This is a genomic window from Bdellovibrionales bacterium (assembly GCA_016714165.1).
GTDB lineage: Bacteria > Bdellovibrionota > Bdellovibrionia > Bdellovibrionales > UBA1609 > JADJVA01.
Genome location: JADJNU010000002.1, coordinates 500544 through 527533, shown reverse-complemented (window position 1 = coordinate 527533; position 26990 = coordinate 500544). Strand labels below are relative to the sequence as shown.

The window sequence follows — 26990 nt, the reverse complement described above, 5'->3', positions numbered from 1 at the left end:
GTTTAAGAGTGAGATCATCTAAGGTGAGGACAGCAGTGCTGAGTAACCCCTTTCTTATCCTCCTGATTACTTTTGGATTGGCCATCAGTCCCACGTCGGCTTTTTCTCAAAGCATGGCGAATAATTCCGAAAATTCAGGGACGGAGTCACAAGCGACGGGGGAATCAGATTCCCCGGACGACGAAGTTGAAGATCTCTACGATAAGTTTGAAGATAAAGAAACCGAAAAAAAGGCAGAAAAGAGAGAGTCAGAACAAAAGATCAAATCGATCGAAAAGGCAAAGCCAGATCCGACGACGCTTTCTGAGCTCTCTACGCTAGCTCCGCTTGCCGACATAGCCGTTATCCAGAAGAGATTTTTACCAAAAACAAAGCGTTTTGAATTGTCGGGAAGTATTTTGGGAACAATCAATAATCCATTCTTTCTCAATATGGGCGCGGCGCTTCGTGGTGGCTATTATTTCCAAGAGAAATATGGAATTGAATTTGTTTATTTCATGTTGTCTTCGTCCGAAAGAACCGTCACGGATAATTTACGAACAAAGAGAAGCGTTAAGACCGAGAGTCTGGTCACTCCAAAGAATTTCCTTGCAGCAAATTTCAAATGGACACCCATGTACGGAAAAACGACGTTTATGAATAAGCGCATTGTTCCCTTTGACTTCTATTTCTCTGCTGGAGCTGGAATGACGAATACTGACCAGGGAGGCAGCGCCCCGACCCTTCATTTGGGTGGTGGACAGTCCTTTGCCCTTTCTAAGGGCATGGCGTTTCGTTGGGACATTAACTGGAATTTTTACCAAGCTGAGAGTGAAGTTCTAAAAGGTGGTTCGCTCCAAAGCGTCAAAGCAAATCATGATGACGTCTATGTTGCCTTGGGACTTAGCTTCTTCTTTCCGGAGGCAACATACAGATGAATAGATCGATATTCTGCTGTTTGATGGCTTTCCCACTCTTTACGATGAATGCTGCCGCCAATTCAGAAACCACGGCTGTTAAAAATGAAAATGTAACTGATCGCTCTCCCTCTTCTCGTTCTGGCGCCGCTATGACAGCGGAAAGTAAAAACCGCCAAGAACTGGTGGAGGCCCTCAAGTTGGTTAAGGTGGGTCGCTTTCAAGAAGCAAGCATCAAGCTGTTTCAGCTAAGCCACAATCCGCGATTCCGCGATAGAAAAAATGCAGGTAAAATATTTGCTGGGTCTCATGCTATACCAAATGAAAATGCCACAAATTGCGGCGTTTCAATTTATCAGCGTAATCAAGGACGGAAATAACAAGTATCTCAGGCAATCTTTGGAAAAGCTATCATTGGCCGCAGATTCCTTAGGAGACGACACGCTCCTTAACTACGCGATCTCTCGTGTGAAGGTCGATGATTTTCCTCGCGTTCACCGGGACATGCTTTTCTATCGAATTGGAGAATTTCAGCTTCGCAACCAACAATTTGCCGAGGCCGTAGAAAGCTTCAAACGAGTGGCGAACACCAGTTCACTTTTTCCAAGAGCCAAATATCTTGAGGGATTAGCCTCTTCAGAAAGTGGGAAATCTAAGGAGGCTTTTTCAGCTTTTGACGAGCTGGTAGAAGCGCGCGAGCGGTACGGAGTGACAGATGTGAGCCGTGTTTCCGGACTTATCGGTAAGGCACGCGTTCTTTATCAGGCGAAGAAATGGGAGGAGGCGATAGAAGGCTATCGTCAGATTCCTCGCGATACTCCCGCGTGGCACGACACTCTTTTCGAGTCGAGCTGGGCTATGTTGCGCTCAGGCCGATTTCGCTCCGCCCTCAGTAATTTTCATTCACTGCATTCTGATTACTATGAAGATCGATACCTTCCAGAGTCACTCTTGTTAAGGTCAATAGTTTATCTTTATATATGCAAATATGATGAAATGGAAAAAGTGCTGAATCTCTTCAATCAGATATATAAGTCTGTTTATCGGGACGTCGTCAATTTTCTTAAGACTTCGGCCCCCGATCAGTATTTCTCTGAGACGGTTTCGAGCTTGAAGGAATGGCGTGAAAGCGGAGACAATCCAATCAAGGAATCGCAACACAAGATCCCCTTGATTGTGGCTCGAAAAATATTCAAAGAGGGTGATTTTCTTCGTTCATATGCCTACATAAAAAAGCTATTGGCCGAGAAAGCCTTGATTGAAAAAATGGAACCGGGTTGGAAGAATTCCGCACTGGGACGTTATGCAAAGAGAATTGTTCAGAAGCGTCTTATCAAAGCCCGAAAACGGACGGGTCTTCAAATCAGGGGTCATCTTGACACAATCAGAGAAGATCTCTTCGATCTTTTTGAGCAGGAGGGCTTTATTCGTTACGAAATGATCAATGGCAAAAAGGAATCATTGAAGAAAAAATTGGCGGGGAAGGATCTGCCGGAACAAGCCCAAGTTGATGAAAGTGCTGAGCGAGACTATTACATTCAAAATGGATTCGAGTACTGGCCTTTTAGAGGTGAGTACTGGTTAGATGAATTGGGTAATTATCATTATGTTGGAACACAAAGTTGTAACTAAAATTGAACTTCTGATTCGGGGCCGGCGGCGAGGATTTCTTTTTCCCGGAGCGATGCTCTTCGCATTCATATCGAATTTCTGTCAATTTGCTGTTGGCGCTCCCAGTGAAAGAGCTCCAGCAGAGGCAGGAAAGGTAAAAACTGTTGGTGATGTACTCAGAAAGATTGAAGGAAAGAATCTCTCAATAAAAAAGGGAGATTCAAAACTGCCGCAATTTCAGGAATTTGAATCCCGTAAGCAGACAAATCTTCAAGCAGTCAAGCCTCCTTCGTCCACTTCTCTTTACTATGAGGAAGGTTCTGAAGAAGCAGTGCTTGAAAAAGTGACCGATGACGGAATAGACCAGCTTTTTAAATTAACAAATAAATTTAAATCAAGCAAGAAGCGCGGTGAGTTGTGGCTGAGACTAGCAGAACTTTACGTGGAAAAATCGCGTCTGATTGAATTCCGACTGCATCAGGAATTCGATCGAAAGATTCGAGAATCAAAGGAAGGTTCTCCAAAGCAAAAGCTCAACTTGGGTCCGGCGCAGGAGTATAACAGAAAAGCCGTTCAGCTCTATGAGTGGTTTCTGCGGGATTTTCCTACTGACGAGAAAGTTGATCAGGCTCTATTTTTTCTCGGGTTTAATTATTTTGAATTAAACGATGAAAAGAAAGGTATGTCTTATTACCAAAGACTGACAAAAGAATTTCCGAAGAGTCCTTTTGTTGACGAATCTAACTTTGCTATTGGCGAATTTCACTTTGAAAATGAGCGTTGGTCAGAGGCATTGCCTCACTATCAGCAAGTGGCAAATAATAGGAGGGCACGACTGTTTTCGTTTGCTCTCTATAAGTCGGCTTGGTGCCAATACAAAGTGGGCTCAGTGAAGGAAGCCTTGCAATCGCTTGAACGAGTGATTAAGGCAGGGCGTATGGCAAAGAGCCAAGAGGAAAAGACAATTGGAGGAGTTAGTCGCATTCGTCTGGCTACGGAGGCGCTTAAAGATCTTGTCATTTTTTATGCTGAAGTGGGGAGTTACAAAGCTGCAAAGGACTACTTTGCTCAAGTTGCAGGTCCGAAAAATGTTAATTCCCTGCAGGAAAAACTGGCATATTATTATGCGGATATGGGACAGAGAACTGGAGCTCGTTTTACCTTTCACGAGCTGATTGAAGCAAACCAAAGTGCCCCGAAGGCTTACGACTATCAGTATCAAATTGTAACGATGTATGCGGCGACGGGCGAGGCCAAAATTTTTAAACAGGAGCTCTATAACTGGATTCAGGGCTATGGGCCAGATAGTGCCTGGCAAAAAACAAATGGTCGTAATCGAGAACTCATTGCAAAAGCGACACAACTAATAGAGACGACTCTGCGAAACTACATTTTGCAACAGCACCAAACAGCGCAGAATTCAAGAGCTCCTAATGCTCAAGCGATGGCTAAAAGTGGATATGAATTGTATTTTCGAGTTTTCAAGGATTCTCCTAAGCTAGATGAGATGCATTTTTTCTTTGCAGAGTTACTTTTTGATATAGAAGAATATGAGAGAGCATCGGATCACTATCTATGGGTGGCAGAGAATGCCCCTAATAGCGCTTATTTTGATAAATCAGTTCTAAATGCAATTCTCTCTTTGGAAAAGAAATTGCCCACTTCTGAGGAAGTCAAAAAAATCGTTGGAGGCACAACATCACCCGTCGAATTTGATTCCACGATCAAAAAGTTTGAGAAGGTGGTCTTGAGATTCCTCAAAGATTTTCCAAAAGGTCCGGATTCGATCGCCATTAAGTATCGGCTTGGCGCGCTTTATTATTATTACAATCAATTTGATCGCGCATTGCTGTCATTTCAAGACATAATTAAGACGGCGCCAAATACCAAGTTTGCCGAATACTCGGCAAACCTGACCCTCGATATCTACAATCTCAAAAATGACTATGAGGGACTAGAAAAGGCCGGACAGGAAATTCTCAGCATACCTCAGTTGGCCGCGTCCCCGGTGGGTTCTCAGGTCCAATCAATTCTAGAGAAATCATCCTTCAAACGTGCTCAAAATATGGAAGCTGAGAAGGATTTTTTGTCCAGTGCAAAGCAGTTTGAGTCTTTTTCGAATAAGAACGCACGTTCCGAATTGGCAACTTCAGCGCGATTCAATTCTGCGGTAAACTACGAAAGAGCGGGCGATTTATTGAAGGCCTTAGCTATGTATGGATCTGTCCTGAAGGGCTCGGGCAAGGGGCACGAGGCCTTAAAACAAAAATCTTTGAAATTTATGGCTTTGTTGTATGAGAAATCTGGGCAATACAAAGAAGCGGCTGAATTTTTTGAGAAGTATGCAAATGAAAACGCAAAAGGAGATAAGGACGCAGTTGATTTTTTCTACAATGCTGGTGTTATTCGGGACGGCATGAATTTCTTTAATGCAGCTCTTGATAATTACCAAAAGTATTTTGATAGAAGTAAGCGTCGTGATCGTATGGAAGTTATTTTCTTGATGGCGAAAATCTGGCAAAAGAGAGGGAATTTGAAGAATGCTCGAAGCTACTACAGCCAGTACGTCGATCTGAATCCAGCAAATGCATCTGCGCTTATAGAGGCGCTCTTTCAACTTGGAGTAATAGAAGAAAAATTGGGAAGACAGAAGGCCTCTGACGACTATTTTAAGAGGACAGTTGCGGTTCAGAAGGGGTTTTCAAAAAATGGAACTCCGGTTGGAGTGGCTTATGCGGCTGAAGCTCAATTCAAAATCATCTACAGAGTTTACGATGAATTGAGATCCATAAAAATCCCCGCGGATCCTTCGGGGCAGGACAGTGCCGTACGTAGAAAGCTTGATCTGATCAGTAAACTAAAGGAGAGACTAAAAGAGGTTATCAAATATGATGATGCTTATATGGTTGTTGCGGCACTCACTTTATCCGGTCAGGCAAATCAACACATGAGCGCAGCTCTTTATTCTGTTGCTCTTCCAAGCAAACTTTCTCCGGACCAATTGAAGGAATATAAAGCTGGCGTTGACAAGGTCGCACGGCCTTTTCAGGACGAGGCACTGAGCAATTACACTGCAGCAATAGAAAAGGGATACAGGCTCGAAGGCTACAATGAGTGGCTCAAAGCCGCATTTGTCGAAGCGAACCGGTTAAATAGTGAGAAATTTCCTAATTTTGGAGAGGAAGCTATTTTGACCAAGCTTCCGGACTACCTGGAGAATTAAGTGAGAAAAGGCTTCTTATTTTTGCTTTTGGTGATCTCCGTCAGCTTCGGTGTTTGGCCAGCTAGAGCTTTTCAGTTTGATGATCTTGATGGCTCAGATCCTACCGAAGAGGCGGGCGTGGACAGGGATGAGGTCCGTGGCGTGTCGAATGAAAAACTTGCGATTAAGGAAAGGCCTGAGACTACGGCACAAGAGGATATTGAGGCATTGCTGACTGCCCGTCGGGCTGGTCTTGAACCCCAAATTATTGCGGCAACTTCGAGGATCTTGGGGAAGGACCCTCGTCACCTTGTCGCTCTCAACACGCTTGCGTTGCACTATTTTGGAAGGAACAATCTGGGGCTTGCTAAAATCATTTTACGACGAGCCTTGAGCGTTCATCCAAAAGAGCCAGCTTTGCATAATAATTTGGGAATTGTGTTTTTAGCTGAGGGCGATCAGCGGTCCGCAATTTCGTCGTTTAAGAAGAGTCTAGAAATGAGACAAGGCTATGTCATTGGCGCAACAAATCTGGCATCTATATATTTGGAGTATCGGGACTACAACAGGGCCTTAGCCCCGTTGGACAGCGGCTATAAAATGGTTAAATCAGGCCTGCGAGAGGGAAAGGAAGAGGCCGTTGGGGTGGCAAATAATCTGGCGGTTGCCTTGAGTTTTGAGGGTCAAGCAAATAGGGCACGCGATATTTATGAGGAAATTGGTAGGGGAACTGCAAGGAATATTACTGTTTTGCTAAATTATGCTACACTTTTAACTGAGCGATTGAAAGCCAAGGATGATGCTTTGAAAGTGATCAGTAAGATCAAATTTGTCGCAGATGATCCAAAGGCTATTCGCAAGGCTGAGGAATTGGAAAAGAAACTCAAGTCTGGGGAATAAATGAGGTAGCCATGGGGGAATGGATCATTAGAATTACTATCTCTTTAGTTATGACTTTGTCTTTCTTGGTTATTTCGGCTTCAACTCTTGGAGAAGAAGCGGTGGATGCCAAGAAACGCAGAACTTCTATTAATTTCGAAGACGAGTTGATTGAAGGCGAGGTTAAAAAGCCAGAGCTTTTTTACCTTCTTCAAAAGAAGCAATTTAATTTCAAAAGGCTGATTAAACTTCGCGAGAATTTCCTTCCAGAGATGAGAAGAACCGCTGAGGATATGCCTCGCGGTGGGAGTGCAGATTGAAGCTGCCAATAGTGATACGCATCTATAAAGGTACGCAGCTTGAATCTGTGATGCAGTTTTCAGATTCCCAGATCGTGGTGGGAACGAGTATCAACTCTCAGATTCAATTGAAAGCGGAGACGATTGCACCCTTGCACACTTTGATTGAGGAAAGGGATTCGGGATTTTACATTTCAGATCTCGGTTCGCAAACAGGTACAATATTTAAGGGTAGAAAAATTTTGGATGAAAGAATCGAGTCTGGTGATTCGTTCCTGGTGGGTCCATACCAGCTCGATTTCTATGTGGGGGTTCCAAAACCTCTGTCCCCCCCCAAGGTTGAGAAGAAGGACTCTGGTGCCGTGGATGTTAAGGCGGGGATCACAGAGGAATTGAGCTCCAGTGCTCTTGAAATCCCCCCTCTCATTTCAGAGGTGACAAATCCAGTTATTCGAGAAGAGACGGTTCACTCAGTGGTCCCAAGTGTCGTGACAGAAGTAAAAGTTCCCCAATCTCTTCCTTCTTTTGGCACCAGGTCTGAAGGCTGGAGTCTGCCGACAGAGTCTAAGGAAAACCCAAAGGTATCTACCTCTCATAAATATGGAACCTACGCGCCGCCTAGTGAATTTGGAAGTCTGAATGAAGTGCTGAGGCCGGGCAAGGGAACCGTCGTTGAAGTCATCGTTGCATGGCGTGAAAGAATTTTAAGCACGTATCGTTTTACTGAGAGGGGTATGGTAAAGGTTGGTTCCAATCCAGGGAATCAAATCATTCTGCCAAATTTGGGATCGACATTTTCGCACTCTCTTGTGCGTATTGATTCGCTTGCGACTGTCTGCGTATCCGGAGAAATGTCAGGTGAGTTGATTTCAGAAGAAGGAACCAAGAGCTTCTCTGAATTGATCAGACAAAACCGTTTGGTTCGAAATACAGTCGGATATGAAATTGGCCTCAAACAGGGAGAAATGGCCAGAGTAGGAATTTACGGGGATCTAATTAATTTGTATGTGCGCTATGTTCCTGAGGCCCCAAAGCCCCTTGTAGCTCCTCTCCTGGATTTGACTGCCTCGGAAGTGACGGGAGTTATTTTAGCTGCTGTTGTTGCTCTGACTTTTGGATTGTACATGATGGTGTATGCTCCAAAAAAATTAAACGATGAATCCTTGCTTGAGGAACCCATGCGCAAGGCTGTTGTCATTTTTAATCCACCTCGACCAGAGCCTAAGGAAGTGGTGGAAGCAAAAGTGGACCCGATTCCTGAAAAGAAAATTGTAAAGATTGTCGAGCAAAAGAACACTGCAACAGTCCCCGCTCCAACACCTAAGGCTGTTGCCGTTTCGGCACCTGCGGCAAAACCAAGTCCGAAGTCCGAGTCTAAAGAAAATGCGGGTGCGCCAGCACAGGCAAAACCAAATCCAAACAAGACGAACAAGAAGAGTCTGACTTCAAATCGTGAGGGTGGAGCCATAAATACCGGGAAATCGGGGGCTAGTCCTTCGAGCGAAAAGGTCGACGTTTCAAAAGTGGGATTGTTGGGTGCTTTTGGCTCAAAAGGAACCCAATCAAAGTTGGATAAGGCGTATTCAGGGGCAGGTGAATTGAGCGGTCTTGCCGACTCAGCAACGGGTTTTGCTGGGCAGGCGGAGGATCGGGCTGGCGACAATATTGGATCAAAGCTCAAAAGTACGGGTGTGGGTGGCAAAGGAAGTGCCACAGTTGGGATAGCAGGTGTGGGAACGACCGGAAAAACAAGTGGCGCTTTTGGATACGGTTCAGGCGGTATTGGAAAGAAGAGTCGGGTAGAGGTGCAGGTGGGAGGTCAGGATGCGGAGTTTGTTGGATCGATTGACAGAGAAGCTATTCGGCGAGTGATCTTGGCAGAAAAGAGAGTCATTCGAAATTGTTATGAAATGACACTCGCTCGCAGTCCAGATCTTTATGGGAAACTTGTTGTTCAGTGGGATATTGAGGAACGGGGCAGAGTGTCCAATGTGGTCGTAGTCAGCACAAGCCTGGGAGACAAATCAGTTGTCGATTGTCTGGTTCAACGTTTGAAAACTTGGAGATTTCCGGAGCCGCCGCCAGATCAAGTGGGTCGGGTGACGTATCCGTTTGTTTTTACTTCACAATAAAAGGGGAGGGATGAAAATTGAATCAACCAACGGCGGTCGTCAGCCATTGTGCTGAATACGGGAATTTTATAGGGCGCGCCTTTTGCGAGGGCGGGACCGTGATGTATTTAATCCTGCTTGTCGGGATATTAACAGTTTTTCTCATCCTAGAAAGAACGATGAGTCTTTCTAAGCTAACGCTGGACAAAATCAGCCTCAATGAAAACTTGTTCAGTATGTTGTTGCGCGGAGATATCAAGCAGGCGATTGCCTTTTGTGATAGCCGTCCAACACCTCTCACCAATACCTTAAAGTCAGGTTTGGTTCAGGTCATGAATAAGCGCCCAGATGAAGAAGTACAGGTGGCGATGGATGCGGCGGTGCTGCGAGAGACACCGCGACTGGAAGGGTGGACTTCCTTTCTTGCAGTGTTTGGCAACGTTTCGGTTCTGATTGGGCTTTTTGGAACGATTGTTGGTTTGATTCGATCCTTTTCAGGTGTTGCGGAGGCAGATGCCGCAACCAAGGCGCAACGACTTTCTCTGGGGATTTCTGAGGCTCTTAACTGCACGGCCTTCGGTCTTCTGGTCGCGATCGTGGCAATTGTTTCATTTGGATTTTTTCAGATTAAAATTGGACGTGCAATCAATGACATGCTTGAGAGCAGCATGAATCTGATGAATTTAATTGTATCGAATCGAGACAAGATTAAGTACTAACACCTAATCTGAGGATGTGGAATGTATGGGCCATATAGATGATGCTGGGGGAGATGATAGAAAGATAGCTGTTGATATCAACTTGGTTCCGTTTATCGATTTGATGAGTGTATGTATTATTTTTCTCCTGATCACAGCTGTTTGGTCCCAGGTTTCTATGATTCAAATAGGGAGTTCCTTGTACGGTAAAAAAGCAGAAGATATTGAGTCTGTAAAGCCACCCCCTCGAGCGGAAATTCCATTTCGGTTAGATGTCAAAGAAGGTGGGTATCTTGTTGTTGTCGGACAAAAAAACGTCTCGGTGCCAAAAGTAAGCGGAGAGTATGATGATTTGAGATTAGTGGCTGAATTGAAGATGGTTAAGGATCTCTACCCAGAAAAGGTCGATGCAATTATCAGCATGTCCGATGACCTTGAATACGGATACCTCATAAAAGGTATGGATGCTCTATTGACCTCGGGGTTTCCCGAAATATCGGTCGCAACGGGAGGAGTTAAATAATGCCCATTCATGTCCCGGGACATCGCAATCGCTCCGGGCGGCAAAAAAAGCCAGTCAAGCGAAATGCAGTGGCTGTGTTGTCACTCACTGCGATGGTCGATATGTTCACGGTATTGACAGTTTTTCTTCTTCAGAATTATGCAAGTACAGGGGAGGTCATTGCGCTTCCAAAGGAAGTCAAATTACCTGAGGCTCACACTGTTAAAGAATTGAAACCTTCAAACGTCGTTGTGATTGCCCCCGATAAGATCATGCTCAACAGTGAGTTTATTGCTGAGTTTCGGACGGTGAAAGAACAAAATGATTGGGAGGTAGAGCTTCTCAAGAGCCGAGTCATAAAGTTGATTGAGGAGGGCCGCATAGCAGAATCGAATTTGGGCAACAAAGTTCGAAAGGCCATCGAAGGAGCAAAGTCTGGTGATGATCCTGATGCCAATGAGATTCCTCAGTATAAGAAAATCACAATTCAAGCTGATAAAAAGGTTGATTTTCTTACGGTCAAGAAAATCATGTACACGGTGACAGAGGCCGGAATCGCCGAAATCAATTTTGCGGTGATAAAACTGCCAGACCCTCCCAAAGGAAGTTGACGCATTGATAACTGAAGGAAGAATTGGGCGTCAGGGCCGGACAAGGAAATGGCCAAGTCTAGGCTGCTTTCCCGTAAGATGGGTGGGTCGTATGTCGGATATAGTCAATCAGAGTGGACTTTGCTTCCATTGAGATTTGAGTAAAATGGAGTCCCGTAAAACCGGATTTTGTGATATATTTAACTTCGGCTTTTGCTCTGATGGGCTCGCCGAGTACGGCGGCTCTTATTTCCAACTGTAATTCTTGTCCGGGAAATCCATTTTCTAACCCAATAATCCCAAGTCCACCCTCGCTGATAGTCTGAATCTGACCAATTGATGCACTATCCCCACTTGTTATTTTCACAGTTCCGCGGATTTTTGCCCGGGGGGTGTGTCTGCGATCAACTCCGATTTCTTCCATAAGATCATGAAAATCAAAAACTGACACCCAACCCGTCATTTCCTTGTTCCACAGCATAATTCCTTCTAGAGAGCTGAGGTCACTCAAAGCGGTCAAAAGTTCCTCGCGCGTAAAGGGCCCCTCAGATTTGCCTTCGCGGGCCATATGCCATTTCAATGAGGTCAATTTTCTATCGGGAGTCTGAAGCAAGGTGGGCAAAGACAGGCTCCACTGATGAACCGTAATCCAATCCTTTTGCGCTTTGCCCCAAATGGAGCAGTCCTTGGGCAGACCTCTCTCAATCTGCTTTTGGATATCCTCTGTGGAAAAAGGCCCAGAAACGTCCTCGTCATTATTCAAGAACCACTGAATGACCATACTTTGCTATCGGTTCTTTAAGACGCTGACTTTAGAGTCCTTAATGAAAATACGGAAGGCTGTTTCTCAATTTGTAAAGGCAAGATAAAAAATAAAGCTAAACAAATTTTGAAATCATGCTAATTCCGTGCCAATTCTATGTTACAATGCCAGGAGAGGGTATGCATGGTAGTAAGCATATGAGTGTTAAATTGGGGAAGTTCCTTCTGGGGGTACTGCTTGTAGTGTTAATTGTCGAAATCATTGTGATTTTTCCCCGAGACCTGGATGATAAGGCAAGACCCCAGTCCGGGCCCAGTGAGCCAGATGCTGGAGTGAGTAAGGGAATTGAACAAATTATGCGGGGAGCTCATCTTGTCGAGACCAGAGAGGGAGAAAAAGAGTGGGAGCTGTGGGCGGAGTCGGCAGTTGCTTACAAGTCAAAACCAACCTGGTCTTTGCGCAAAGTGAAAACAAGATTATTTGGCAAGGATGGGGTGTTCTTCATTGTGACAGGTGATGAGGGATCGATAGACGTAAAGACCAAGGACATGGATGTGAAAGGGAAGGTCATCATTCGCTCGTCCAACGGCTATGCATTCGAAACGGAAAAGATGATTTATCATTCTAAGGAACGTCAATTTGTAGCGCCTCTCCCGGTTTTCATGCGGGGCCCAAAGGATGGGGAGGGTTTTTCGTTGATCCTGCGCGGGAATTCATTGGCAGCTGACCTGAACAATTCTTCGATGACGGTCAATGGAGGGGTGAAGGGAGAAAAGGTATTCAAAGGAGATCGCAGACTTTTGATTCGAAGTCAGAAAGCTGCGTTCAGCGGCAAATCTAATCTTGCCCGTTTTAGCGAGGACGTTGTGATGGATTTCGAAACAATGAGAATTACGGGTCCAGAGGCTGTATTTGAATATGGGAGGGAGCAGAATCTGGTCAAATCCGTTCAGGTCTCTGGCGGAGTGCGAGTGAGTGATCTAGAAAAATGGGTGACTTCGCAGAAAGTGAGCGTGAATTTTGATAAGGATCGCTATGTGTTTAGTGGCAATCCAAGGGTAGTTCAGAACAATGACGAGCTTCAGGGAGAGGAAATTGTTTTTCTTGAGGGTGGTAAAAAAGTTGAAGTCTTTAAGGCAAGGGCGAATGTGGAGAGTCAGGAACTGGAGAAGGCAAATTGAGCGCGTTAATTGTAAATAAGATTTCCAAGCGATTCAAGTTGCGCCAAGTGGTAAAGGAAGTCTCTTTTCAAGTTCAATCTGGTGAAATCGTGGGAATTCTTGGTCCAAATGGAGCTGGAAAGACAACCAGTTTCTATATGGTTGTGGGCCTCTTAAACCCGGACGAGGGAGAGATATTGTTAGACGATGGATCCATCGGAAATTTGCCAATGTACAAGAGAGCGAGGATTGGCTTGAGTTATCTTCCTCAGGAAGCAAGTATTTTTCGTCGCCTTACCGTAGCAGAGAATATTTTAGTGGCCCTTGAGGCTCACGGATATACGGGGTCAGACAAGCACGAGAGGTTGGATCTATTGTTAAAGGAATTTCGGATAGACCACGTTAGAAACAGTTATGGGTATTCTTTGTCCGGAGGAGAAAGACGACGGGTCGAGATTGCACGCGCCTTGGCTGGTAAACCCAAGTTTCTGCTTCTCGATGAACCTTTTGCAGGGATTGATCCAATTGCAGTGGGCGATATTCAAGAAATTATTCGGGATTTAAAGACCAAAGGGATCGGTATTTTGATCACTGATCACAATGTTCGAGAGACTCTTGGAATATGTGATCGCGCTCATATTCTAAAAGATGGTAGGATAGAAGTACAAGGTAGCGCGATGGAGATAGCAGAATCTCCTGTAGCTAGAAAATTTTATTTGGGTGAAGGTTTTAGATTGTAGGAGGCACTTCAATATGGCGATGCATCTTAAAATGAGCATGAAGCTTTCTCAGCAGCTCCGGATGACTCCGCAGCTCCAGCAGGCGATAAAATTGCTTCAACTATCGCGTCTTGAATTAGAAACGCAAGTTCGCAAGGAACTCACTGAAAATCCCATTTTGGAAGAAGTGCAGGAATCCACAGATGACGAACCTATTCCGAAGACTTTGCAAAATGCAGACTCAGAACTGGGGTCAGACACAGTCACTCCGGAGTCTCAAGAAGGTTCACAGGATCCGAGAAAACAGGATGAGTTTGATTGGGACAATTACTTTGATAATCAATATAAGCCACCACAGGCTTCTGGCGGTGGCAGCGAAGAGATCATGAATTACGAGAATCTGATTTCAACCCATCAATCGTTTCATGATTATCTGATGTGGCAGGCCGGTTTAGCTGGGTTCAATGAAGAAGAGTACTCGCTTGTCTCAGTGTTGGTTTCCTATGTGGATGATGATGGCTACATAAAGGTTCCACTTGAGGCGATTGCTGAAGAGGAAGGTCTTAGTGCAAGTGAGCTGGAGGAAATGTTGCCCTTTCTTCAGGAGTTTGACCCGCCCGGAGTTGGAGCCAGGAATTTGCGCGAGTGTTTGCTCATTCAGGCCAAATACATTGAAGAGGATACGAACGATTTGGTGCGCTTGATAAATGATCATCTGAAAGATCTGGAAAAAAAGAATTATCCTGCAATCGCAAAGGCGATGAATTTGGATATTGAAACTGTTGTAGACATTTGTAAAATCATTTTGTCTATGGATCCGAAACCGGGGCGAGCTTATCTTCCTCAAGAGACTCAGTTCATTACTCCAGACGTTTATGTGTATAAAGTTGGGGATGAATACATCGTTTCTCTTAATGAGGATGGATTGCCGCGATTGCGAATTTCCAATCTCTATAAGAATGTGATGAAGGGTGGGAGTGATCAGTCGACTACTCCTCAAGCCCAGGCTTACATTCAGGACAAACTTCGCTCGGCGCTCTGGTTGATCAAATCTATCGCTCAACGTCAGCGAACGATTTATAAAGTGACTGAGAGTATCGTTCGTTATCAAAGAGATTTTTTTGATAAGGGATCGGGGTTTATTCGGCCAATGATTCTTCGTGATATAGCCAATGATATTGGAATGCATGAATCAACAGTGAGTCGTGTTACCACAAATAAGTACCTTCATACATCGCGTGGAATCTTCGAGTTAAAGTATTTCTTTAATTCGGGAATAAATAAGACGGATGGAGAATTGCTCGCAAGTGAATCGGTCAAAATGAAAATCAAATCGCTTGTTGACCAAGAGGATTTAAAGGATCCTCTTTCAGATCAGAGGCTCGTCGAACTATTAAAGAAGGACGGAATTAAAATTGCTCGACGGACCGTAGCGAAGTATCGAGACGTACTTAAAATTTTGCCATCCAGCAAACGCAAGAAATATTTTTAGATTTTTTGTCGCAGTTTGTATCAAATTTAGAAACAGGAGGCAGAACCTCAACTTTGGTGTGGAAAGTCCGACAAGTGTTCAGATGATTTGCTGGACGTCAAGTTTTGTTCATTTGTGGGAAATATCGAGCGGAGAGGCCTGTTGCTCAGTTCCCTTCACAGACAAGGTCGGTGGACCTTGCTCACATATTATCAAAGTAAATTCCAGAGAAGCGAAATAGGGTTTTAGGAGTTAAACCGGAGGTTTGAGGATGAAAATCAGTTATCAGTTCAAGAGTTTGGATTGGTCAGAAAGCCTTGTTCAATACACAGAGGAAAAACTTCAGAGGCTGGTCAAATTTGAGATGAAACCCGTGCATATTCACGTCACATACGGTGCGGAGCGCCATAGTAAAACAGTGGAGATGCACATCTTGGGAGGAACGACATCCATTGCTGCTCGAGGTGAGGGAGAGAGTTTTCAGGCAGTTGTTGACCAAGTGGCATTGAAACTTCAAAGGCAGATGTCTAAACACAAACAAAGAAAAAAGAATCACCATTCGCCTGAATATACCAGGGGGCACAGAGCAAGGAAACTCCAGGAACAAATTGAGATGCAGGAACGGCTTGAGATGGACCAGGAATTCAATGTGGAAAGCAAGAAGGCGGGTTAAGACAAGGATTCTCAGTTGAAAGGAGATGGGCCATTCATCGAGCTGAGCGTCCTGATTCGGCCCTGGATTGTGTTGACCTAGGGATTTTGTTCCTGTTAAGAAATCACCTCTCCAAGGTTGCACTTCAATTCTGCCCAGAGAGGTCTTAGCATGCGAAATTTTCTATTTACAAGTGAGTCCGTTTCGGAAGGCCATCCCGACAAGGTGGCTGATCAAATCAGTGACGCTGTTCTTGACGCATTTCTTTCCGGTGATTCAAATTCTCGTGTGGCTTGTGAAACGATGATTTCTACTGGGTTCGTCATGTTGGCCGGCGAAATTACTTCGAAGGTGCAGGTGGATATTTCTACGCTTGTGCGAAAAACACTTCGAGATATTGGTTATACGAACAGCGAAATAGGATTTGATGCGGACTCTTGTGCTGTTCAGGTGGCTCTTGATCGCCAGAGTCAGGATATTGCGCGCGGGGTGGATAGCTCCGATCAGCGAGAGCAGGGTGCCGGTGACCAAGGCATTATGTTTGGTTATGCCGTCAACGAGACCCCTGAGTATATGCCGCTCACGATCTCTTTGGCCCACAAATTGGTCCGTGAATTGGCCAGTTTGCGTAAGAGCGGAAGAGTCCCTTTTTTACGTCCAGACAGCAAGAGCCAGGTAACGGTAGAATATATCAATGGCAAAGCGGCCAGAATTGATTCAATCGTTTTAAGTACCCAGCATAGTCCCGACGTTGATCAGGCCACGATTAAATCCTTTGTGCAGGAGGAACTCATCCCTCGAGTGGTTCCCCGTGAGTTTCTTGATGCGGGCACAAGGTTTTTTGTTAACCCTACAGGCAGGTTTGTCGTAGGGGGGCCTCTTGGGGATTGTGGTCTTACCGGACGTAAAATTATTGTTGATACTTATGGTGGACATGGTGCCCACGGAGGCGGAGCCTTCTCTGGTAAGGATCCTTCTAAGGTGGATCGATCAGCGGCCTATGCGGCCCGACATGTAGCTAAAAATATTGTTGCGGCGGTATTGGCAGATAGAGTTCTCGTGCAGTTGGCTTATGCCATTGGCGTAGCAGAGCCAGTGAGTGTTATGGTTAACGACTATGGAACTGGCAAAGTGTCGTCAGAGATTCTTTCTCAGGCTGTGCGGGAAGTTTGGAATTTGAAACCAGCAGAGATTGTAAAACAGTTTGATCTGCTAAAGCCACGCTACTTGAAAACGGCTGCGTATGGCCATTTTGGTCGCAATAAAGCAGAATTTACTTGGGAGAAGACGGACAAGGTCGAGGCTATAAAGGATGCAGTAAAGGCCCTTTCTTGATAGAACTCGCGATCGCACTATGTGGACAAGGGTGGTTGACTGATTGGCCTTTGCAGGTACCCACGGATGAAGCCCACTGATAAAGTGGAGACATGGAAATTGAAGTGGAATTGGTACAAACTTCGGCTGAACTTATTCGCAATTTTTCTATTATAGCTCATATTGATCACGGTAAATCAACTTTGGCTGACAGCCTTCTCAAATATACGGGTTCTCTGTCGGATAGAGAATCCAAAGAGCAGTTTTTAGATAGCATGGATCTCGAGAGAGAACGCGGGATCACGATAAAGGCTCAAACTGTTCGCTTGAGTTACAAAGCAAGAAATGGATTAACTTATCAGCTGAATCTCATCGATACCCCCGGCCATGTTGACTTTACCTACGAGGTTTCTCGTTCCTTGGCGGCCTGTGAGGGAGCGATTCTCGTGGTAGACGCTGCCCAAGGAGTTGAAGCTCAAACTTTGGCAAATGTTTATTTGGCCCTTGAGAGCAATCTTGAAATCATTCCCGTTCTAAATAAGATAGATCTTCCTTCCGCAGATCCTGAGGGAGTCAAACGCCAGATTGAAGATGCGATTGGACTTGATACATCAAATACAATTCTCGCAAGCGCCAAAGAGATGAAGGGGATCGAGGATATTTTGGAGGCGATAGTTAAGTTCATTCCTCCGCCTCAAGCGAACCGAAACATTCCCCTCCGGGCGCTTATTTTTGATTCTTGGTTTGATTCCTATCAGGGTGTTGTGACCCTCTGTCGTATTGTCGATGGGAAGATAAAGGTCGGGGACAAGATTAAATTCCTCGCGACAAACCGGGATTATGAGGTGCTTAAGTTGGGAGTTTTTTCTCCTTTTGCGCGACATTTGACGGAATTGGACGCGGGCGAAGTGGGCTTTTTAGTTTGTGGCATTAAGGATATTCGGGATGTCAAAGTTGGCGACACAATAACAGTTGCCAAAAATGGTGCAACGGAGTCTTTGCCTGGGTTTCGCCGTATAAAGCCCATGGTCTTTGCCGGTATATTTCCGATCGTTTCAGCTGATTATGAAAATTTGAAAGTTGCCCTTGATAAGCTATCTCTCAACGACTCGAGCCTTAGCTACGAAATCGAGTCCTCCGTTGCATTGGGTTTCGGATACAGAGTTGGTTTTCTAGGACTTCTTCATATGGAAATCGTTCAAGAAAGGCTGGAGAGAGAATTCAATCTTGACCTCATCACGACGGCGCCAACTGTTATTTACAGAGTTTTTCTACACGATGGGACCGTCATAGAACTCGAAAATCCGGCCAAACTTCCTGATCTCACGCGGATTGAACGCCTAGAAGAGCCTTTGGTCAAGGTTATCATTCATACTCCCAGCCAGTTTATTGGCGGGATTTTAAAATTGTGTGAAGATAAGCGCGGAATTCAGCAGCGCATGGAATACATCACCGACACAAAGGTCATCATAGAGTATAGATTGCCTCTCAATGAAATGGTGATGGATTTTTATGACAAATTGAAAACAATTTCTCGCGGATACGCCTCTCTGGAATATGAGATTGCGGATTTTCAGGCGGCAGATCTTGTCAAGATGGATATTCTGATAAATGGCGAACCTATCGATGCGCTATCAATAATTGTGCATCGAACAAAGGCGGATTGGCGAGGTCGTCAATTGGTTAAGAAGCTCAAAGAACTTATTCCCAGACAGCAATATCAGGTGGCCATTCAAGCGGCCATAGGGGCCAAAATTATTGCTCGCGAAACTCTGGGGGCCTTGAGAAAAGACGTGACAGCCAAATGTTATGGGGGAGATATTAGTCGGAAGCGGAAACTTCTGGAGAAGCAGAAGGAAGGAAAAAAGCGAATGAAGGCCATCGGTCACATTGAGGTGCCCCAGGAGGCCTTCTTGGCTATCCTCAAGGTGGAGGACTGAGTTTGAAGAGAGGACGGCAATTTTGGACAGAGGGCACAGGGTCTTTGTTGTTGGCCGTTTTAGTTGCTTTGACTCTTCGATGGGCTCTTATTGAAGCATATGTCATTCCCTCTGGCAGCATGCTCCCGACTTTACTTGTCCATGATCATATTTTTGTGAACAAAATCATTTATGGTCTTCGAATCCCATTTACCACGGACTGGTTGGTAGAGTTTTCAAGTCCCAGTCGTGGGGAGGTCGTTGTATTTAAGTACCCCGAAAGGCCAAGCATGTTCTATATTAAAAGGGTCGTTGGGCTCCCGGGGGATAGAATTTTTTATGAAAACGGAAACCTCTTTATCAATGATAAATTGATCGAAAAGCAGGTTCCCCAAGAGTTAATGGCTGAATTTACCTGGTTGCGCGACGAGCACTTTCCGGGGGATGGACCTGGAGCAAGGGGACGGTATGTTCATTGGCAGGAGGTTTTGGACCATCATGTTCATAGTATTCTTTTGAAAGGCGAAAATCAGACCAATGTGGCTTACGGTCCTTACCAGGTCCCAGATAAACATTTTTTTGTAATGGGAGATAATCGTGACAACTCCCAAGACAGTCGATTCTGGGAGAGAGGCAAGCAATTTGTGCCTCGCGAGTTTTTGGTAGGTCGGGCGATGTTCGTATGGTTCAGTTGCGAAGAGACTTTTTCTTCGAGTTCATTCTTATGTAATCCACTTACAATCAGGTGGAATCGGTTTTTTCACAATGTCCATTGAATCATCGGTTGATCCAGAAAAGGGCACACGCAAATTACCAAATCGAAGGGCATCTTTGGCAGGGTCGCTTCTGAGTTTTTTTGGGGCTATTTTAATGATTCTGGTTTTGAGATGGGTCGTTGCGGAACCCTACGTCATTCCTTCTGGGAGCATGATCCCGAGTCTTCTGATCCATGATCACGTATTGGTGAACAAATTTGCCTTCGGTTTGCGAATCCCTTTTACCAAGCAGTGGATAATCAAGTTTTCATATCCCAAAAGGGGCGATGTGGTTGTTTTTAGATCGCTGGAGGAGGATTCTCTGTATATGATTAAGAGAGTGATTGGGCTCCCCGGGGATATCATTCGTGTCGACGAAAAAGGCCGAGTTGTCGTCAATGGGATTCCTCTCGAAAGTCATGCCTTAGAGAAGCCTCAATTAGGAGGCAATAAGGCTTCCTTTTATAATCTCACTGCCGAAGATATTGGTGGCGAGCTAAATGGCTTTGAGTTTTTTGAAGAAACTCTTGGAGATCGAACACACCTTGGGATGCTCATATCGAATTCTTATCGATGGTCGGAGACGGAGGTCGAAGTTCCTGCAGGACACATTTTTGTTATGGGAGACAACCGAGATAATTCGAGAGACAGTCGAATTTGGGGCACTCTTCCATTTGAAAATCTTCTAGGAAGAGCTTCCCTCGTCTGGCTGAGCTGCACGGACACCTTGGTCACGGCGCCATTTGTTTGCGATCCGGCCAAAATTCGTTGGAGGCGCTTCTTTCATATTATTCAATAGGTTAGAGGAGACAGGTTGAAACCATCCAAGCTCAATGCCTCTAAAATTGAGACTTCACTTAAGCATCTTCTTCGAGATTATGCAGAGGCTCTTTTTTACGCCGTTCTTTTAGCACTTTTCTTTAGAACTTTTATTGTGTCTGCTTACCGAATTCCCACCACAAGTATGATGCCATCTCTTTTTCCTGGGGACTTCATATTCGCTTACAAGCTTCCTTTCGGCATTTCTATCCCTTTGATGGAAAAGGTAAAACTGGGAGGAGGGCCTTTGCGAAGGGGAGATATAGCGATATTTCCGTGTCCAAACATCCCTGACTCAAGTTGTATCCGGCGGATCATAGGACTCCCGGGGGATCGGCTGGTCATTCGTGGCAAGCGGCTGATTGTAAATGGGGAAGCTGCCCAATATAGCAGAGTTGAGGGGGAGACAGAAATTTTGGAGGGCTTTGGTAATTACAATGTTACCCTTAGGGAGACACTGGGAAATGTGAGCCATAAGATCCTTGTTGGACCTCGGAGGGACTCAGAGAATTTCGGACCAACGATTGTTCCTCCTGGCCATGTCTTTGTCATGAGTGACCACCGGGACCAAGGAGAGGACTCCAGGTCTTGGGGGGTGGTTGCCGTGAGGAGCCTAGAGGCAAAACTAGGCTTTATTTGGCTCTCGCTGGGATGGGAGGATCAGCGAGGTTCCTGGCTTCCTCAAGTTCGCTGGCCCCGACTCTTCCAGTCAGTTGATTGACTCCGACGGCACCTCTTGTGTATAGTTTCGACCGATGTCATTTTTCGAAAAGTCTCTTCTCAGTATCCAGAATCTTGATACCGAAAATATTAAACTCCTATTCTCGAGGTCGAAAGCATTCAAGGAGGAGTTTCGTAAATCGAAAAGATTCGATCACCTTGTTCGCTGTAACAGTGATCGGCCGATTGTTGTGGCGATGGTATTTCTCGAGCCAAGTACTCGTACGAGAGTGAGTTTTCAGGCGGCCGCATATCGGTTTGGTTTTCGGACAATAATTTTTGATAGTGCGACCTCTTCAAGTATGCAAAAAGGTGAGAGCCAATACGACACTCTGAGAAATATTTCAGCAATGTTGCCTGATCTGATGGTCGTCCGCTACGGGAATTCTCCAGAAGTGGAGGGTATTTTAGAGACAATGAATTGTCCGGTGATAAGTGCTGGAAGTGGCACTGGAGAACACCCAACACAAGCCCTTTTAGACGCCTTTACGATTCTTGAGGCGCGTGGGTCGATATCGGGTCAAAGGGTTCTGATGGTTGGCGATGTTGTACACAGTCGCGTAGCAAATTCCAATATTCAGTTGTTAACCAGGCTGGGAGCAGAGGTTGGTATTTGTGGTCCAGAGGTCATGTTACCTTCTGCTCACGGTGATTGGAAAGATGTAAAGAGAATCTCAGATCTGAGGCTTGGGATTTCTTGGTGTCAAGTTTTAATGGGATTGAGAATTCAGAAAGAACGCCATGAAGAAGTGGGCATTGCTAATTCTGCCAATGAAATATGGGATCGGTATCGTGTGGACCAAGCTCATTTAGAATGTCTGTCGGACAAAGGGATTATACTTCACCCGGGACCCGTCATTCGTGGTGTTGAGTTTTCCTCAGATGTGTTACAAGACCGGCGTTGTTTGGTGTTGGAGCAAGTGACGAATGGGCTCTTTGTTCGAGCGGCTCTCTATTCTTTAATTCTTGGTTTAGAGGTGTAGATTGAAAGAAAAGGCGTTTTTGGTTTTGGAATCAGGTCAGTGCTTTTCGGGGAAGTGGCTTGGTGGTGAAGAGAGGGTCGGAGAGGTGGTTTTTAACACCTCTCACACGGGTTACGAAGAAATGGCCACGGATCCCTCTTACTTTTCACAGATCATAGTTACGACGGCTTCAATGCAGGGTAATTACGGTGTGGATGATAAAGTCTGGGAGTCTTCCAATCTGTGGATTAACGGTTTCGTGTGTCTTGAAATGCAAAATTCACGGAGGGATTCGAGTTGGTTGCAGAAACTTGTTTCTCAAGGGGTGCCTGTCGTTGATCAGATTGACACGAGACAGTTGACCTTGTTTTTGCGTGAGAGCGGAACGAAGTGGGGAGCTTTGGTTCGGGCGGGAGACGAAACATCAGCTCGGAATAAGGCAAAAGGCCTCATATCTAAAGGGCGTGATATTGATGGTGATTGGGTAAATTTGGTTTCTCGAAAGGTATCAGAGGAACTATTGGGAGATCGAGTTGGTGGGCCGAGAGTGGCAGTTATCGATTTTGGGTGTAAGAATAACATTTTGAGGGAATTAAGAAAAAGATGTTCAAAAGTGAAAATCTTCCCTTCTCGAGTCTCGGTCGACGAAATTCGTCAGTGGGAACCCGATGGAATTCTTCTTTCGAATGGACCTGGTGATCCAGCTTTGGTGGAGAAGTCTGTAGAAACAGTGAGATCCCTTTTGGGGTGGAGATCTATTTTTGGTATCTGCATGGGAAATCAGATTTTGGGAATGGCTCTCGGAGCGAAAACATATAAATTAAAATTTGGACACAGGGGGAGTAATCATCCTGTCCGTGATAAACTCCTAAATCGCATTTATGTGACAAGTCAGAATCACGGTTATGCTCTGGATCCAAGCTCAATGCCGGAGGGGGTCATCGTTAGCCACGTAAATCTCAATGATGATACCGTGAGTGGAATAGCTTGTGTTGAAAAAAAATGTTGGGGCGTTCAGTTTCATCCTGAGAGTCATCCCGGCCCTCATGATGCTGAAGGCCTATTTGATTATTTTATAAAGCAGTTAGTATGACCTACGAGCCATTAATAGACGAAGTTCTACAGCATTTCTCATCTGGTGTTTTTTCCGATGAAGTTGTCGGTGCAAAAAAACAGTTTTTCGACTTAGCCGGTGTCTTTGATGAAGAATCAGACGGTTTTGAACAAAAAATGACTCAGTTTATTGATTGGTATATTTTTACGAGGCCATTGCAGTCGACAGGCCTTTCGCCTATTCAAATGATAGGACAAGAGAAGGGCGACTTTTTTTCAAATGAGTACACGAGTCAGGATCTCAAACATCTGGGCAGCGGACGTCACAGTATTTTCGAGTTTTTGAAACTAAAAAACAAAGATATTTACTTGAAGGATTTGTTGGCCAACGAAAAAATAGTGATTAAAAATTCGTTGGTGACGGTGGGCTTTGAAAAAGAGCAACTGTTTGAATCCCGTCTCTTCCCCTACGGGGACACCTTTGTTTTCGGGACTTCATTTTGTTTTCATCCACCTCGAGCGGCTCGTTATATTGTTAAGGAAATCAAAAGAGTGCGGAAACTGAAGGATGTTGAAGAGCGGGCCCGCGAACAGGAATCTCTGATTATCAAGTTATTCAGGATGCGATACAAAATCGAGCAGTATAAACATGTTGATCTTCAGGAGATCTACACCAATAAGCCGAGGTTAAGAATTTAAGTGGGAAAACGTGAAGATTTAAAGAGGATTGTTCTGATTGGTTCTGGTCCCATTGTCATCGGACAGGCCTGTGAATTCGACTATTCAGGAACTCAAGCCTGCAAAGCTTTGATGAGAGAGGGATATGAGGTTATTTTGATAAACTCTAATCCTGCGACGATCATGACCGATCCAGAGCTCGCGACACGGGTTTACATTGAACCGCTGAAAGTTCCTTTTGTAAGAAGGATTCTAGAGAAGGAGCGTCCAGAGGCTATCATTCCGACATTGGGAGGACAAACGGCTCTCAATTTGGCTTTGGATCTTGATCGTGAGGGGATTTTAAAGGAACTGAATATTGAACTTTTGGGTGCAAGAGTAGAATCGATAAAGGCAGCAGAGGACAGAGAAATCTTTAGATCCCTTCTTGATAAAATTGGAGCGAAGTACCCGCGGAGTGAAATGGTCCGCACTTTTGAACAGGGACTGAGGGCGGCTGATGACTTAGGGTTTCCACTTATTTTGCGTCCCAATTATACTCTTGGTGGAGGCGGTGGCGGTATTGCCTATTCATTGGAAGAGTACAAAATGAAAATAGCGGGGGCCCTACATGAAAGCCCCACCTCAGAGTGCTTGGTTGAGGAGAGTATTCTTGGTTGGAAGGAATTTGAACTTGAAGTGATGAGAGATAAAGACGGGACTTTTGTTGTGATATGCACAATTGAAAATCTGGATCCCTGTGGAGTTCATACGGGTGATAGTATTACGGTAGCTCCCCAGCAGACTCTCACTGATCGCCAATACCAAGAGATGAGGGACGAGGCTCGAAAGATCATTGACTCCGTCGGGGTTGAGACGGGGGGCGCGAACATTCAGTTCGCTGTTCATCCTGAAACGGGGGAACGACTTGTCATTGAAATGAATCCCCGAGTGAGTCGATCTTCTGCTCTTGCCAGCAAGGCGACAGGATTTCCTATCGCAAAGATTGCTGCGTTGCTGGCTGTTGGATACACGCTGGATGAATTGCGTAACGACATCACTGGTTCAACACCATCTTGTTACGAGCCAGCTCTTGATTATGTTGTCACCAAGATTCCTCGGTTTGCTTTTGAAAAATTTCCTGGATCGAAGGATTCTCTTAGTACTCAAATGAAGAGCGTCGGTGAAGTGATGAGCATAGGGCGAACCTTCAAGGAATCATTTCATAAGGCCATCCATTCATTGGATGAATCTGATGTGGGATTTCCAGTTGTTTCGTTTAATGAAGATTTGGTAACTTATCCCAATAGTCAGAGAATCTTTCAGGTTTTTCAGGCTCTGCGTGAAGGTATGTCTGTTGAGGAAATTTGCAGACTGACTCAGATAACTCCTTGGTTCATCGAGCAAATAAAGGAAATCGCTGACTATGAGGCCTTATTAACAACTTCTGTGATTGACGAAAATGTTTTGCTCAAGGCAAAGCGTCTGGGGTTTTCAGACGCAGCCATCGCACGATTGGCGGGCGTTGATAAATTTGAGATGAGGAATCGTAGGCATGAATATGGGATTCACCCAGCCTATTTTAACGTGGACACTTGTGCGGGAGAATTTTTTTCCAATACACCTTATCTTTACTCAAGCTACTGGAGCTCTCAGAGCCCAAGAGAGCAGACAAAAGACGCTGTCGTGATCTTGGGGAGTGGCCCCAATCGCATTGGTCAAGGAATTGAATTTGACTACAGCTGTGTGCGAAGTGTGGCCCAGTTACAAAAAGCTGGCTGTCATGTAGTGATGATCAATTCCAACCCCGAAACGGTGTCGACTGATTACGACACCTCTGATGAGCTTTATTTTGAACCATTGAACGAAGAACATGTGCTAGAAATTCTACGCTACGTGAATCCTAAAGGTGTCGTGTGTCAACTGGGCGGACAGACTCCGATTTCTCTGGCGCGTATGATTGTAGAAAATGGATTTCATTTGCTTGGATCGACCTTGGAGGCGATAGATCTGGCGGAGGATCGGGGCCTTTTTGCGAAGGTATGTACAGAACTTGCCTTTCAAATTCCTAAATCGGCGATGGTAAGCGACCTGGAAGGTGCGCTCAGCGTGGCGCAGGAGATAGGGTATCCTCTCATCTGTCGTCCGAGTTATGTGTTGGGTGGTAGACGGATGGAGATAATCGAAGAAGAGGATGAACTAAAATCCTATTTCTCTCGTCACGGAGCCTACATATCATCAAAAATTCCTTGTCTCATGGATCAATTTCTTGATCGAGCTCTTGAGGTTGATGTCGATTTGGTGCGGGGCAAGGACTGGTCTTTGATTGGAGGTGTGGTTGAACACATTGAGGCGGCTGGAGTTCACAGTGGAGACAGTATGGGAGTCATTCCTCCTCAAAGGTTGCGGGATGATACTCTGGAACGGATCGAGCAGCTCAGTCTTGAACTTGCGGAACGTCTTGGAGTCATTGGTTTTTTGAATCTTCAATTGGCCATCAAAGACGATGAGATTTTCATGATTGAGGCAAACCCAAGGTCCTCTCGGAGCATTCCTTTTATTGCCAAGGCCACAGGAATACCTTTGGTGGACCTTGGCGTGCTGGCGCTTCTTGGTTGGGAAAGAGCTCGCGTAAGACCTGAGCGTTTCAACTGGAGGGATATCTCGCATGTGGCGGTGAAGGGAGTCGTTTTTCCATTTAAAAAGTTTGCTGAAGCTGATTCAATTCTGGGTCCAGAAATGAAGTCAACGGGGGAAAGCATGGGGAGAGGAGCGGATTATTCAGAAGCGCTCCTTAAGGCTCTTTTTTCAAGTCAGATGACGTTCCCAATGGATGGCGAGGTTTTCTTATCTTTGCGTGACAAGGATAAGACGGAACTCGCTCCTGTCATTCGTGATTTGTGTGACATGGGCTATACGCTCTCGGCAACCTCGGGCACGGCCACATTCATAAAGTCCCTGGGCCTCCCTGTTACTGTCGTCAAGAAGGTTCAAGAGGGCCGGCCTCATTGCGTCGATCGCATACGTTCGGGAGAAGTGGCGGTGGTGATCAATACGACATCAGGAAGGCCATCCATCGAAACCAGTTTTGGAATTCGGCGCAGTTGTATTGATTATTCTATTCCGTGCATAACCGAAAGTGACGCGGTAAGAGCATTTTTGATCGCTCTTAGGAAACACCACTCGGGTGATTTTGATGTTTTCTCCTTACCAAAACCACAGAGCTTAGTTTAAGCAC

General features: G+C 45.2%; 24 protein-coding genes. 23 read left to right on the top strand and 1 reads right to left on the bottom strand.

Annotated features, from left to right (window positions below):
• Positions 1-35 precede the first annotated feature (35 nt).
• The 10 genes from IPJ71_13735 (at position 36) to IPJ71_13690 (ending at position 10809) form a co-directional block, all read left to right on the top strand.
• A complete protein-coding gene (locus IPJ71_13735; GenBank protein ID MBK7844726.1) occupies positions 36-917 on the top strand; it encodes an outer membrane beta-barrel domain-containing protein in 882 nt (293 codons plus the stop codon).
• Entirely contained in the window at positions 914-1276 is a 363-nt protein-coding gene (locus IPJ71_13730; protein ID MBK7844725.1) for a hypothetical protein, read from the top strand. The genes IPJ71_13735 and IPJ71_13730 overlap by 4 nt, the downstream gene beginning before the upstream one ends.
• The gene (locus tag IPJ71_13725; GenBank protein MBK7844724.1) at positions 1224-2528 is read left to right on the top strand and encodes a hypothetical protein; all 1305 of its coding nucleotides are present in this window, start codon (positions 1224-1226) and stop codon (positions 2526-2528) included. The genes IPJ71_13730 and IPJ71_13725 overlap by 53 nt, the downstream gene beginning before the upstream one ends.
• Complete coding sequence (locus IPJ71_13720) at positions 2503-5730, top strand: tetratricopeptide repeat protein (GenBank protein MBK7844723.1); 3228 nt, start codon at positions 2503-2505, stop codon at positions 5728-5730. Before IPJ71_13725 ends, IPJ71_13720 begins: the two co-directional genes overlap by 26 nt.
• Positions 5731-6609 (top strand): hypothetical protein, encoded by an 879-nt coding sequence (locus tag IPJ71_13715; protein ID MBK7844722.1) that lies wholly within the window; start codon positions 5731-5733, stop codon positions 6607-6609. It abuts the gene before it with no gap.
• A gap of 11 nt (positions 6610-6620) precedes the next feature.
• A complete protein-coding gene (locus IPJ71_13710; protein MBK7844721.1) occupies positions 6621-6908 on the top strand; it encodes a hypothetical protein in 288 nt (95 codons plus the stop codon).
• Complete coding sequence (locus tag IPJ71_13705) at positions 6905-9019, top strand: AgmX/PglI C-terminal domain-containing protein (protein ID MBK7844720.1); 2115 nt, start codon at positions 6905-6907, stop codon at positions 9017-9019. The genes IPJ71_13710 and IPJ71_13705 overlap by 4 nt, the downstream gene beginning before the upstream one ends.
• 101 nt (positions 9020-9120) lie before the next feature.
• Complete coding sequence (locus IPJ71_13700; protein ID MBK7844719.1) at positions 9121-9717, top strand: MotA/TolQ/ExbB proton channel family protein; 597 nt, start codon at positions 9121-9123, stop codon at positions 9715-9717.
• Between the two features lie 25 nt (positions 9718-9742).
• Positions 9743-10219 (top strand): biopolymer transporter ExbD, encoded by a 477-nt coding sequence (locus IPJ71_13695; GenBank protein ID MBK7844718.1) that lies wholly within the window; start codon positions 9743-9745, stop codon positions 10217-10219.
• Positions 10219-10809 carry a biopolymer transporter ExbD gene (locus IPJ71_13690; protein MBK7844717.1) on the top strand — a complete coding sequence of 197 codons (591 nt, stop codon included), beginning with the start codon at positions 10219-10221 and terminating at the stop codon, positions 10807-10809. The genes IPJ71_13695 and IPJ71_13690 overlap by 1 nt, the downstream gene beginning before the upstream one ends.
• 58 nt (positions 10810-10867) lie before the next feature.
• Here IPJ71_13690 and IPJ71_13685 read toward each other — a convergent pair whose 3' ends face one another.
• Positions 10868-11569: a PilZ domain-containing protein gene (locus tag IPJ71_13685; GenBank protein ID MBK7844716.1), complete on the bottom strand. Its 702-nt coding sequence runs from the start codon at positions 11567-11569 to the stop codon at positions 10868-10870.
• A 161-nt stretch (positions 11570-11730) separates the two neighbouring features.
• Between IPJ71_13685 and lptC the strand changes: the two genes are divergently transcribed.
• The 13 genes from lptC (at position 11731) to carB (ending at position 26986) form a co-directional block, all read left to right on the top strand.
• On the top strand, positions 11731-12732 hold the full coding sequence (gene lptC / locus IPJ71_13680; GenBank protein MBK7844715.1) for an LPS export ABC transporter periplasmic protein LptC: 1002 nt from the start codon (positions 11731-11733) through the stop codon (positions 12730-12732).
• Positions 12729-13451 (top strand): LPS export ABC transporter ATP-binding protein, encoded by a 723-nt coding sequence (gene lptB, locus IPJ71_13675; protein ID MBK7844714.1) that lies wholly within the window; start codon positions 12729-12731, stop codon positions 13449-13451. The genes lptC and lptB overlap by 4 nt, the downstream gene beginning before the upstream one ends.
• A 13-nt stretch (positions 13452-13464) precedes the next feature.
• Complete coding sequence (gene rpoN / locus IPJ71_13670; GenBank protein ID MBK7844713.1) at positions 13465-14922, top strand: RNA polymerase factor sigma-54; 1458 nt, start codon at positions 13465-13467, stop codon at positions 14920-14922.
• A 250-nt stretch (positions 14923-15172) separates the two neighbouring features.
• Complete coding sequence (gene raiA, locus IPJ71_13665; GenBank protein MBK7844712.1) at positions 15173-15574, top strand: ribosome-associated translation inhibitor RaiA; 402 nt, start codon at positions 15173-15175, stop codon at positions 15572-15574.
• A 150-nt stretch (positions 15575-15724) separates the two neighbouring features.
• Entirely contained in the window at positions 15725-16888 is a 1164-nt protein-coding gene (locus tag IPJ71_13660) for a methionine adenosyltransferase (GenBank protein ID MBK7844711.1), read from the top strand.
• Between the two features lie 92 nt (positions 16889-16980).
• Positions 16981-18807 carry an elongation factor 4 gene (lepA, locus tag IPJ71_13655; GenBank protein ID MBK7844710.1) on the top strand — a complete coding sequence of 609 codons (1827 nt, stop codon included), beginning with the start codon at positions 16981-16983 and terminating at the stop codon, positions 18805-18807.
• Positions 18804-19562 carry a signal peptidase I gene (gene lepB / locus IPJ71_13650; GenBank protein MBK7844709.1) on the top strand — a complete coding sequence of 253 codons (759 nt, stop codon included), beginning with the start codon at positions 18804-18806 and terminating at the stop codon, positions 19560-19562. The genes lepA and lepB (IPJ71_13650) overlap by 4 nt, the downstream gene beginning before the upstream one ends.
• Positions 19552-20340 (top strand): signal peptidase I, encoded by a 789-nt coding sequence (lepB, locus tag IPJ71_13645; protein ID MBK7844708.1) that lies wholly within the window; start codon positions 19552-19554, stop codon positions 20338-20340. Before lepB (IPJ71_13650) ends, lepB (IPJ71_13645) begins: the two co-directional genes overlap by 11 nt.
• A gap of 15 nt (positions 20341-20355) precedes the next feature.
• Entirely contained in the window at positions 20356-21081 is a 726-nt protein-coding gene (gene lepB / locus IPJ71_13640) for a signal peptidase I (protein MBK7844707.1), read from the top strand.
• A 34-nt stretch (positions 21082-21115) separates the two neighbouring features.
• Entirely contained in the window at positions 21116-22063 is a 948-nt protein-coding gene (locus tag IPJ71_13635; protein MBK7844706.1) for an aspartate carbamoyltransferase catalytic subunit, read from the top strand.
• A 1-nt stretch (position 22064) separates the two neighbouring features.
• Positions 22065-23135, top strand: coding sequence for a glutamine-hydrolyzing carbamoyl-phosphate synthase small subunit (carA, locus tag IPJ71_13630; GenBank protein ID MBK7844705.1), 1071 nt, complete (start codon positions 22065-22067; stop codon positions 23133-23135).
• On the top strand, positions 23132-23794 hold the full coding sequence (locus IPJ71_13625) for a hypothetical protein (GenBank protein MBK7844704.1): 663 nt from the start codon (positions 23132-23134) through the stop codon (positions 23792-23794). The genes carA and IPJ71_13625 overlap by 4 nt, the downstream gene beginning before the upstream one ends.
• A complete protein-coding gene (gene carB, locus IPJ71_13620) occupies positions 23795-26986 on the top strand; it encodes a carbamoyl-phosphate synthase large subunit (GenBank protein MBK7844703.1) in 3192 nt (1063 codons plus the stop codon).
• Positions 26987-26990 lie beyond the last annotated feature (4 nt).